The 11,524-nt window shown below is 33.3% G+C and carries 13 protein-coding genes; 11 read left to right on the top strand and 2 right to left on the bottom strand.

Annotation, left to right across the window (positions count from 1 at the left end):
• The first annotated feature begins 1 nt into the window (after position 1).
• The 5 genes from KA900_RS09710 (at position 2) to ychF (ending at position 6,472) form a co-directional block, all read left to right on the top strand.
• On the top strand, positions 2–2,608 hold the full coding sequence (locus KA900_RS09710) for a DUF2309 domain-containing protein (RefSeq protein WP_115342456.1): 2,607 nt from the start codon (positions 2–4) through the stop codon (positions 2,606–2,608).
• A 179-nt stretch (positions 2,609–2,787) separates the two neighbouring features.
• Complete coding sequence (locus KA900_RS09705; RefSeq protein WP_096811074.1) at positions 2,788–3,156, top strand: Na-translocating system protein MpsC family protein; 369 nt, start codon at positions 2,788–2,790, stop codon at positions 3,154–3,156.
• A gap of 1,096 nt (positions 3,157–4,252) precedes the next feature.
• Entirely contained in the window at positions 4,253–5,137 is an 885-nt protein-coding gene (locus tag KA900_RS09700) for a mechanosensitive ion channel family protein (protein WP_096811073.1), read from the top strand.
• 21 nt (positions 5,138–5,158) lie between these two features.
• Positions 5,159–5,374, top strand: coding sequence for a DUF951 domain-containing protein (locus KA900_RS09695; RefSeq protein WP_096811072.1), 216 nt, complete (start codon positions 5,159–5,161; stop codon positions 5,372–5,374).
• Complete coding sequence (gene ychF, locus KA900_RS09690; RefSeq protein WP_096811071.1) at positions 5,375–6,472, top strand: redox-regulated ATPase YchF; 1,098 nt, start codon at positions 5,375–5,377, stop codon at positions 6,470–6,472. It abuts the gene before it with no gap.
• A gap of 105 nt (positions 6,473–6,577) precedes the next feature.
• Here the strand turns inward: ychF and KA900_RS09685 are convergent, their stop codons facing one another.
• Positions 6,578–7,084, bottom strand: coding sequence for a phenolic acid decarboxylase (locus KA900_RS09685; RefSeq protein WP_096811070.1), 507 nt, complete (start codon positions 7,082–7,084; stop codon positions 6,578–6,580).
• 102 nt (positions 7,085–7,186) lie between these two features.
• Here KA900_RS09685 and KA900_RS09680 point away from each other — a divergent pair, with 102 nt between their 5' ends.
• Positions 7,187–7,693 (top strand): PadR family transcriptional regulator, encoded by a 507-nt coding sequence (locus KA900_RS09680; RefSeq protein ID WP_242703032.1) that lies wholly within the window; start codon positions 7,187–7,189, stop codon positions 7,691–7,693.
• A gap of 144 nt (positions 7,694–7,837) precedes the next feature.
• On the opposite strand, the gene KA900_RS09675 is transcribed toward KA900_RS09680, so the two are convergent.
• Entirely contained in the window at positions 7,838–8,635 is a 798-nt protein-coding gene (locus KA900_RS09675) for a GH25 family lysozyme (RefSeq protein ID WP_096811068.1), read from the bottom strand.
• 407 nt (positions 8,636–9,042) lie between these two features.
• Between KA900_RS09675 and rpsF the strand changes: the two genes are divergently transcribed.
• The 5 genes from rpsF (at position 9,043) to KA900_RS09650 (ending at position 11,478) form a co-directional block, all read left to right on the top strand.
• Positions 9,043–9,348, top strand: a complete 306-nt coding sequence (gene rpsF / locus KA900_RS09670) for a 30S ribosomal protein S6 (protein ID WP_096811067.1) — start codon at positions 9,043–9,045, stop codon at positions 9,346–9,348.
• Positions 9,349–9,366: 18 nt separating this feature from the next.
• Positions 9,367–9,873, top strand: a complete 507-nt coding sequence (gene ssb / locus KA900_RS09665) for a single-stranded DNA-binding protein (RefSeq protein WP_096811066.1) — start codon at positions 9,367–9,369, stop codon at positions 9,871–9,873.
• 49 nt (positions 9,874–9,922) lie between these two features.
• Positions 9,923–10,165: a 30S ribosomal protein S18 gene (gene rpsR / locus KA900_RS09660; protein WP_042737618.1), complete on the top strand. Its 243-nt coding sequence runs from the start codon at positions 9,923–9,925 to the stop codon at positions 10,163–10,165.
• Positions 10,166–10,557: 392 nt separating this feature from the next.
• Positions 10,558–10,812, top strand: coding sequence for a GlsB/YeaQ/YmgE family stress response membrane protein (locus KA900_RS09655; RefSeq protein WP_207572965.1), 255 nt, complete (start codon positions 10,558–10,560; stop codon positions 10,810–10,812).
• Between the two features lie 135 nt (positions 10,813–10,947).
• On the top strand, positions 10,948–11,478 hold the full coding sequence (locus KA900_RS09650; RefSeq protein WP_207572966.1) for a hypothetical protein: 531 nt from the start codon (positions 10,948–10,950) through the stop codon (positions 11,476–11,478).
• Positions 11,479–11,524: the final 46 nt, after the last annotated feature.

Genomic DNA, 11,524 nt, shown 5'->3' with positions numbered 1-11,524 from the left:
AATGGGAATGAATAAAGTCATAACAAACCAAAACCAGTATACGGATGATATCAATCATATCATCTCTGAAGCAAGCAGGGTCATTGTGCCTTTATCGCCTATTTCAGTATTTGCTGCAAGAAACCCATGGGCCAATTTAGAGCAATATACATTTGAAAATATTGCACAATGGTTGAAAAAAGTACGTGACGTAGATATTTATCCAACATTTAATACATTTAAACAGGCATATGAGCGTAATGAAATAGATGACCGTGAGATTGAACTTAAGTTACAACAGTGGTTAAAACAAATAAACCCTTCTATAGCTAAAAATCACGTTGAAACTTATGCTAGAAAATCTCTAGATTTAGCCCACTTAACAGTATTGAATCGTGTTTCAGAAAGTCAAGACATAGCAAACCATCGTACGAATGCATTAAATAAAACAGATGACATGAATACAACATCATTAGTGAGTACGTATATCACTGATAAAAACGATAAAAAATTAATAGATATAGTAGATTATCATGTAATTAAATGGTGTAAATTGTACCTTGACGATGCCCAATCGGGTTGGACAATGCCCAACCGTGACCAAGGGTTGTTTGTTGCATGGAGACGCCTTGTTCAACATGATCCTGCGTTATCTAAAAAACAGCGTACACGTCTGAAGACTTTACCAGATAATGCTGAAGATTTACTTGAAGTATGTTTAGAAGCATTAGGAGTGTCGGAGGGCCAGATACAATCCTATTTAGAAAATCATTTATTAGCGTTGCCTGGGTGGGCTGGCATGATGCTATGGCAAGATGAATATCATCACACTGAATATCAATTGCTATTAGCCTATTTAGCGATTCGTGTTGGCTTAGAATGGGCTATCGTTCAATCTTATTTGCCTGCAACAGAGCCAAATTATGAATTTGAATATTCAGTTGATGAATTTAGGGAAAATTGGATTCATACCGATCTGTTTACAACTGAACAATGGGACCAGTTATCCGTATCTCAACAAAAGGTGTATATTGATTTTGCGATCCATTTTGAAACGCAAATTTGTAAAAAATTGTTACTAGAAGCTTGGGAAGCAACTTATGAAAAACAGTTAAAAACCGCTGTTGAATCGGAGCAAAACGTTGAGCACAAACAGCACACAACACAAGTGCAAATGGCATTTTGTATCGATGTGCGTTCAGAACCTTTCCGTCGGCAAATAGAAGCGGCGGGGCCATTTGAGACAATTGGTATTGCAGGCTTCTTTGGCTTGCCTATTGTAAAGGAAGCGTTAGGAAGTGAACATAGTCATCCTTCTTTACCTGTGATGAACCAGCCTCAACATAAAATTAAAGAGTACACACACGAAAAAGAACCTACTACTTTTCGCCAACATCAGCATATACTTAAATCAATAACGTATACATTTAAGAAAATGAAGCAAAACGCTTTGCCTAGTTTGCTATTACCAGAATTAAGTGGACCTTGGTTAACCCTTCAAATGTTTTCACGTAGTTTTACACCCAGACCTGTTGGTAAATTAATTAGAAAATTTTACGCGGGTTGGTTACAAAAGCCAAATGATACAACATTATCGTTGCAACATTGTAACCATACTGAAGAAGGTATGCCAGTTGGTTTTACAGAAAAAGAGAAAGTAGCGTATGTGCATCAGGCGTTGCGTTTAATGGGACTGACTTCTCATTTTGCGCCGTTAGTGGTGTTATGTGGCCATGGAAGTCAAAGTGCGAACAATCCCTATGCTTCCTCGTTAGACTGTGGGGCGTGTGGCGGTGCAGCAAGTGGATTTAATGCAAAAGTATTGGCGCAATTATGTAATTTACCAGAAGTAAGGGCGTCCTTATTAACTGAAGGCATCGTTATCCCAGAAGATACTGTTTTTGTAGCAGCAGAACATCAAACTTCTATCGATGAGTTAGATTGGATATATACGCCTAATTTATCTGAAACTGCGCAAAATGCTTTTAATCAAATACAAGCAGCTATGCCTGATATTAGCTATAGAGCAAACGAGCAGCGTTTGAAAGCTTTGCCAGACAATCATTTGTTTAAAAAAGACCCTTTAAAAGAAGTACATCGCTTAACAAATGATTGGAGCGAAATTAGACCTGAGTGGGGGTTAGCAAGAAACGCTTCATTTATCATTGGTCAACGTGACTTAACTAAACATAGTGATTTAAAAGGGCGATCTTTTTTACACAATTATGATTGGAAGCAAGATAGTGACGGTAGTATATTAGCTAATATAATTAGTGGACCAGCTACTGTAGCACAATGGATTAATTTACAATACTACGCTTCAACAGTAGCGCCTCACTACTACGGTAGTGGCAGTAAGACGACACAAACAATCACAGCTGGTATAGGCGTGATGCAAGGCAATGCGAGTGATTTATTGACAGGTCTACCTTGGCAATCTGTGATGTCAGCAGATAATGAAATGTATCATTCACCTATCAGACTCCTTATTGTCGTTCAAGCACCGGATGATTTTATTAGACAGATATTAAACGATAATCATGATTTTTATCAAAAAGTATTAAACAGATGGGTTAAATTAGCAAGTATAGATGCATTTGGTCAATGGCATGATTGGCCATTAAATTAATTTATCAAGATGATTTTAAAATGATATGGTGGCAGATAAGTGAATGGTTAAGGCAACTAGATAGATTAATTTCTTGGTAATTGCGCATAAGTATGGAGAAATACATGCAAAAATGATAATGTTAGCATTATTAAAATAATGTGATAAGACATTCTGATTCTATGGGAGATGCATACGACATGAAAACAACCAAAGGTGCCTATGAGTCTGAAATCAGTAAAGCAATTACACAATGGGAAAAAGATTTCCTTGGTCGTGGTTCGCTTTCTGTAAAAACAGATATTTTACGTGATATGATTATTGTGAGTTTACAAGGCGTTTTGACACAAGCTGAATATAAAGTTTGCGAAACGCATGAAGGATTATTAACAATTAAACGTACAAGATCAAAATTAGTAGAATCTGGTATTGAAGCACTCGATGATATTATTTACTCGATTACTGGTGAAGAAGTTAAAGGTTTTCACACTGATTTAAGTTCTAAAACAGGTGAACGTGTCATGATATTTAAACTTTTCAACAATCTTGAGAAAAAAATTGCTGAATAAATCCGTTATCAAATTTAGTGTTTTGAAATTTTGTATAATAGGATGTAGTAACAGATGGTTGTTGGTACAAGTATAGTTTCATTCAAGTTCATTACTGCTAACAATAAAAATGAGCCTAAGGCATAAAAGCTGCCTAGGCTCATTTTTATTGTTAGTCTCAAAAATAGAGTACCTACTGATGTAAGGGTCAGTAGGCACTCATAACCTATTGAAATCAGAAGTATCGTTTGTTAAAAGATGGCTATCCTCATATAAATAATTGGGTGTTAAAGAATCATAATTTTTATCCATGCTTTAAAATTATAAAGGTAAAATGCTTGAAACTAAGTCTAATACTGTTTGTAATAATCCTCCTACCATAATATCCCTCCTTTCAAATGTATGTAACCTTAATCTGAATACTTATCCATTGTAAGTATTTCATTTAAAAGAAACATCTACTATTTTAAAATATCTTTGAAAATGAGTTCAAGTATGTTTTCAATCATTTTAATCACTCCTTCATATTTAAAAGTAAAACGCGATTATTTAATTTGATCAAAAATTAATTTGAGAACTTGTTCTGCTAATGTTGCTAACATAGTGAACACCCCCTTTATCTGAATATTATAATAATTATATTGGTTTATGTTGAAAATTCCCTAGATAACCAAAAAGTATTCCTGAGCGTTAATATAATAAATTAATTGAAATTAGAATGTATGTAATTATTATTTTAACTAGTGTAAAATGTGCTTGATAGATAAAGAAGTATATAAAATTGATATTGAGTAGTTGAGGGGGGTAAAGAAAATCAAAAAAATGCTTTATTTCAAAGTGTTTTTGTAGTAATATTACTTATTGGGTGTTAAAGAATCATAATTTTAAATTATGGTTCTTTTTCTTTTGTCTATTTTTAACTAAAAACATTAAAAAATATAGTGATAATTATGCTTAAACACTTTGCTAATCCTTATATTTTTAATAAACTAGATGAGGTTAACGTAGTGGCATAGATCATTGATAAGGTCGTAATTTAGAGCGAAAGTTGGATTTGTTTCAGCTTTAAAAAGGTTATAATAAACTAAAGTGACAATGTGTTAAGGAGGAAGTATAGTTGGATCAAGTGAAAAATATTCTATATTCGATAATAGAACCATTATTGAAACCAGAAACGTATCAATCATTACTCTCTAATCTAATAATGATTATTGTTTATGTAGTGGCTGCATGGATTATTTTACATTTTGTGAACAAAGGTATCGCACAGTTCTTTAAAATTCAAAATAAAGGCAAAAATGGTAATAAAAAGCGGTCAAAAACTTTAATATCATTAGTACAAAATGTAGTCTCGTATGTGGTATGGTTTATAGTGTTGACTACGATTTTAAGTAAATTTGGTATCAGTGTGGGAGGCATCATAGCAAGTGCTGGTGTTGTAGGTTTAGCAGTCGGTTTTGGTGCACAAACTGTAGTTAAAGATATCATTACAGGTTTCTTTATTATTTTTGAAAATCAATTTGACGTGGAAGACTATGTTAAAATTAGTAACGGTGGTGCTCCAGTAGCAGAAGGTACTGTTAAATCAATAGGGTTAAGATCTATGCGCATTAATACTATTTCTGGCGAACTGACGACATTACCAAATGGTAGTGTCGGTGAAATTACGAACTACTCTGTGATAAATGGTGAAGCGATCGTAGAAATCCCAGTTTCTATAGAGGAAGATATTGATAAAGTAGAAGAAGAATTAAATGCTTTCTTTGAAGCGATTCGTTCGAAATATTATTTATTTATATCTACGCCAGAGGTTGTGGGTGTAAATTCCATCACAAATAATGAAATCGTATTGCGTATTTCTGCAGAGACGATACCTGGAGAAGGCTTTACAGGCGCACGCATTTTAAGAAAAGAAATATTGAAACTATTCAAACTTAAAGAAATTAAAATGCCACAACCAATGATGGTAAAATACGAAGCCAATCAACAAAATAATGCGTAAGACGATCGGAGGTGTTACAGAATGACATCCAATTACGGTTTAAATGATATTGTAGAAATGAAAAAACAACATGCCTGTGGCACAAATCGTTTTAAAATTATTCGCATGGGTGCAGATATCCGAATAAAATGTGAAAATTGTCAAAGAAGTATTATGATTCCAAGACAAACTTTTAATAAAAAATTAAAAAAAATACTAGTATCTAATCAAGATACTGAAAACAAGGAGAATGACTAAATGGCTTTAACAGCAGGTATCGTTGGTTTACCCAACGTAGGTAAGTCAACACTTTTCAATGCAATTACTAAAGCTGGTGCACTTGCAGCGAACTATCCATTCGCAACAATTGATCCCAATGTAGGCATTGTAGAGGTTCCAGACAGCAGATTAGATGTATTGACGGATATGGTACAACCGAAAAAAACAATACCTACAACATTTGAATTTACTGATATTGCAGGTATTGTGAAAGGCGCTTCTAAAGGTGAAGGGTTAGGGAACAAATTCTTATCTCATATTCGAGAAGTTGATGCCATTTGCCAAGTTGTGCGTGCATTCGATGATGATAACGTAACTCATGTGTCTGGTAAAGTGAATCCTATAGAAGACATCGAAGTGATTAATATGGAACTTGTACTAGCAGATTTAGAATCAGTTGAGAAACGCCTACCAAAATTAGAGAAAATGGCGAGACAAAAAGATAAAGATGCTGTAAATGAAGTTCGTATTTTAACAAGAATTAAAGAAGCATTAGAAGAAGGCGCTCCAGTAAGAAGTTTAGAGTTCACTGAAGAAGATCAAAAATATGTGAATCAAGCACAATTATTAACATCTAAAGAAATGCTATACATCGCTAACGTAGGTGAAGATGAAATAGGCGATGAAGATAATGAAAAAGTTCAAGCAATTCGTGAATATGCAGATAAAGAAGATTCTGAAGTAATCGTAATTAGCGCTAAGATTGAAGAAGAAATTGCTACACTTGAAGCTGATGACAGAGAAATGTTTTTAGAAGATCTAGGTATTGAAGAACCAGGTTTAGATCGTTTAATTCGAACAACTTATGACTTATTAGGTTTAGCGACTTATTTCACAGCTGGTGTACAAGAAGTACGCGCTTGGACATTTATTAAGGGTATGACTGCGCCACAATGTGCGGGCATTATCCATACAGATTTTGAACGCGGTTTTATTCGTGCAGAAGTGACAAGTTATGATGATTACGTTGAATTTAACGGTGAAAATGGTGCCAAAGAAGCTGGTAAACAAAGATTAGAAGGTAAAGAATATATCATGAAAGATGGCGACGTTGTTCACTTTAGATTTAATGTTTAAATTTAAAACCCCTATATATTACGTATTTTGTAATATATAGGGGTTTTTATAATTTTAATATTTAATCATACGGCTGTCTTAAATATTAAAATTTGTACTTCTAACTTATTTTTGGAAATTTAATTTGTGCTGTCTGATATCTTCCGGCATACCTTCATATGGTGCTTGTGCAATAACTTGTTCATTATCCACGCCAGGTGCACCAATGTAAGTAATTTTTGCAAATTCTGGTACAACATATTTAGGGTACGTTTCATATTTTTCTCTAGATGTTTCCATTAAACCAATGAAATCATTTTGATAACAAACGGTGATATCTGGGCGCTCATGCACCCATTTCGGGAAGAAAATAACACCATGCATTAGATTTTGATTAGGGACAAAGTTTAATGAAACATCGGTACCAGTTGGCTCTGTCCAAGATATTTTATAAACCCCTTCAATGATTTCAACGATATCAGCTTCTTGGTCTTTTACCCATCTGCCTCCAACCATGCCTGAATGAATACGGTAATCAATGGTATGGTCATTTTTAACATACATTTCGTATTCCCATCCATTGTCATACGTATAAATCATATGCATTCCAATAAATTCTTTTAATGTAGACATGCTGATCGACCTCCTATATGTAATTACTTACATGTTTACTTTTACATTTTAAATCTGTATACTAATCATGTCAAATCAATGGGAGTGGTTAAATTGAAAAATGTGCTTCAATACACAATTTTAGGTTTATTAAACCATCAAGCTTTAACAGGGTACGAAATTTATAAATCATTCAGTGAGGTTATAGGGGAGATTTGGTCTGCCAAACATAGCCAAATATATAATGAACTAAAAAAACTTTTGGAATCTGAACATATTTTTATTTCAGATGTAGATGAAACGAGTAAGGTAACAAAAAAAATATATCGTATTACGCCGTTAGGTCAGAAAACCTTACACCATTGGATTGAAACAGCAGATGAGGAAGAAAATAATAAAGACCCTTTTGCAATTAAAGTTTACTTCTATGATTATTTAAAGGCTGAAGAGAAGAAAAATCTTTTAGTAAGTAAGCAAACATATAAGTTAGAAAAACTAAGTTACTTAGAGTCGATTTTTAAAAGTCTTGATTCTACTAAAGATGCTCAACATATTCGTATATTGAAAAAGGCAATACTTCGTGAACAAGCTTATATTGATTGGTTAGATTTTTGTTTGAGTGATATATAAATAAAAAAGAAAGACTTGAGCTTATATATGTGTACCCAAAATAAAAATAGGGCAGCAATCAATTTTAGAAACATTGGATTACTGCCTTGCTTCTTATATGTTGTGGATGTTTTTATAACACATTGTGCAGTTATTTTAAAACACTTATGATGTGAACCATGATGTATCTACACCAGGGCCAGTATAATTTGCATCTACATTTTGATTTAATTCAGGTGATGCGTAGCTATCTGTATATTGCCATAACACATGTTCTTGAGTTGGTTGTCCTGGATTATAATTAGCTATCCAATAGCCATCATATTGACCAACAGATTCCGAAGCATGTTCTTTCATAAAGTTTTCATAAGAATAGAATAAGATTTTTTTATCACCAGCAAGGCTGCGCATTTCATCATACCATGCGGAAGTACTTTCTTCTGTCGTGCCAGATGTTACGGTGTTTTCTTCAAAGTCATTAATATAAAAGCTAGCCTTAGGTGCTCGGTTATATAATGTTTGTGCTTCATATCGTGCGTCCTCTGGATTTTCATACATGCTGTAGGAATAAACACCGAAATCTAAGTTATATTTATCTAACAAATTTGAATTGTGTTCTAATGTAGCGTCAACTTTTTCGGATCCGTATTGGGCGCGAATAATAATAAAGTCGTAATTTGATTTTAAGTCTTTTACTTGTTGAGCTGTTAGGTCACCTTGCCATTCTGATATATCTAAGACGCGTTCTCCAGCAGCTGTTGTGCCAGCTTCAGAACGAAAACTACTTTCAGGTTTTTCTTTTTGAGCTTTTTCTGGATGTTCGTCAAGGTATTTTTGGTACCCGTAACCCATTGTGCCTTTTTGGTTAGCTGTATCTTCAGCTGCATGTGCAGCATTCAAAGTCATTGTAGTTGCAAATAGAATACTAATTGATAAAAACCCTTTTCTGATTATTGAACTCATATAAATCTCCTTTTTAAATATAGAATGATGTAAATAATGTAAGCGTTTTTTGCTACAAGAACATATAAAACAAGAACATATTTGACATGCTAGTAGAATTAAAATTATTTATCAAGTTTGTCTCAAGTGATTTTTAATTATATAAATAAGAAATTTTTATAAAATATAAATGGGGTTCATGATTTAAAGTATGCGTTTATTGTGATTTTGGAATTTCATTAAATGTACTCGTATTTCTAGATGTTTCATATGAAACATTCAATAAAAAATATACGTTTGAACGTCTGTTAATCATTGTAAAATGTAAAGGCGTGTGCTATAATTCTTGATTGTGAGTAATGAAAATTATTCCTTGCTTACCACATTAGATGGTGAGCCGTATAGACCACAAGGAGGTGCAATTATAAATGAGAACATATGAAGTTATGTACATCGTTCGTCCAAACATTGAAGAAGATGCTAAAAAAGCTGTTGTTGATCGTTTCAACGGTATCTTAGCTTCTCACGGATCAGAGGTTTTAGAAACTAAAGATTGGGGCAAACGTCGTTTAGCTTATGAAATTAATGATTTCAGTGAAGGTTACTACAATATCGTACGTATCCAAACTGAAGATAACGAAGCTACTGACGAATTCCAACGTTTAGCTAAAATTACAGATGATATCATCCGTTATATCGTAATTCGTGAAGACGAAGATAAGACAAGAAAATAATAAATGGGGGTCGTTTAAATGATAAATAGAGTTGTTTTAGTCGGTCGTTTAACAAAAGATCCAGAATATAGAACAACACCCTCAGGCGTGAGTGTTGCGACTTTTACTCTAGCGGTAAATCGTACGTTTACAAATGCGCAAGGGGAACGCGAAGCTGATTTCATTAACTGCGTTGTTTTTAGAAAACAAGCAGAAAATGTAAGCAACTACTTATTCAAAGGTAGTTTAGCTGGCGTTGACGGTCGCATTCAATCACGTAGCTATGAAAACCAAGAAGGTCGTCGTATATTTGTGACTGAAGTTGTCTGTGATAGTGTTCAATTCCTTGAACCTAAAAACCAAAATCAGCGTCATGCTCAAGAAGGAAATAATAATTTCCAAAACTTTGGTGGACAACAATCTGGACAAAACACGTCTTCTTATCAAAATAATAACAATAATTCATCAAATCATAATCAATCAAACAACCCATTTGCGAACGCAAACGGACCTATTGATATTAGTGATGATGATTTACCATTCTAATTATAGTGAACATATAAAATATAAAATTTTTTAAAAGGAGGCAGTTACCATGGCAGGTGGACCAAGAAGAGGCGGACGTCGTCGTAAAAAGGTTTGTTATTTCACAGCAAATGGCATTACACATATCGACTATAAAGATACAGAATTATTAAAACGTTTTATCTCAGAACGCGGTAAAATTTTACCACGTCGTGTAACAGGTACTTCAGCTAAATACCAACGTATGTTAACTTTAGCTATTAAACGTGCACGTCATATGGCATTATTACCATATGTTAAAGAAGAACAATAATAAATATTGTATCTGTAAACCTCGTAGGCAGAAAGCTTACGAGGTTTTTGTATTGTCATTATTTTATAATGCGGACGAAGTAACTTAAATATTGTGTTATAGTTTAGTAGAAAAAATATCAATTTAAGATTTACATTCTTACTAATGCGTTTTATAATGTACTTTGCATGCCCTCGGGTGTGCGAAAATGAGGAGATGGGTTTTCTGTGTGCCCTTGGGTATGCAGAAGATTCATAACTCCCGTTATAAAGGCCCCTTTAATTAGGGGTCTTTTTTATTTAGCATTTTATAGCTATTTACGAATTAAAAGTATATATGGTATTGTATTTTCATGTTGATTATCGCAATATTCGTGTATCTTAAAATTTATAGTTAAGAAGGAGATTATTCATATGAGTTTTATAATAATGATTATTGTCGGTGGTTTGGTCGGCTGGATTGCAGGTGCTATTGTAGGTAAAGATATCCCAGGAGGCATCATTGGAAACATTATTGCTGGACTTATCGGTTCAGCTATAGGAAGCAGATTATTAGGTACTTGGGGACCAGTATGGGGCGGCGTCCCAATCTTCCCAGCGCTTATCGGCGCTATCGTACTTATTTTTGTAGTTTCACTTATTGTTGGGGCACTTAAAAAGAATAAATAAAGACACAATATAATGGAAAGCCAATGAATGATACAACAATTTCTTAATATAACGGGTAGAAAATGATGAACAATTGTAAAAAGCGTTGCGGTAATCAACGACCATCTCTAATTTTAAATTTAAAGGTGGCTTATTATGATTAATATCATTTCCGCCATTGGTTCTATAGGAACATTTATAATGGCATTGTTTTATTTTGTTTCAGTTTCGATTCAATTATATCAAATGAAAATCACATTTATTCCTGCTTTAGGGTTTAATCAGATTCTACTTTCTCTAGATAAAGATAACCAATTACAAATGATTAATACAAGCGCTGATTCTCTTAATCATCAAGACTATTTAAAGATGTATAATTTAGGAGGCGGCGCAGCTAAAGACATTAAGATAGAAATTTTGTTAGATGAAGATAGTGTAATTCAGAAAAAATATGTGAGTATTTTACCTAGTAAAGAAAGCTATTTGTTACCAATCAATAAAGATGTTTTCGATGAATTACAGTCTACGATTCAAAATAATGGTTATGAGTCTCATTTAAATATAAAAATTACTTATTACCATAATGTAAGTAGAAAAGAAAAAACGATTATGTTAAATGGTAAGCTAGATAGATTTAATACGTATGAAGAAAAAGCACTTTATGAATTACAATTTATTAATAAATAATAACTGATAAATATATGCGTTTTTTATGTAAATCATTTAATGGACA

The organism is Staphylococcus sp. GDY8P120P, from assembly GCF_017892065.1.
Taxonomy (GTDB): Bacteria; Bacillota; Bacilli; order Staphylococcales; family Staphylococcaceae; genus Staphylococcus; species Staphylococcus nepalensis.
This window is presented reverse-complemented; position numbering and strand designations above follow the sequence as displayed.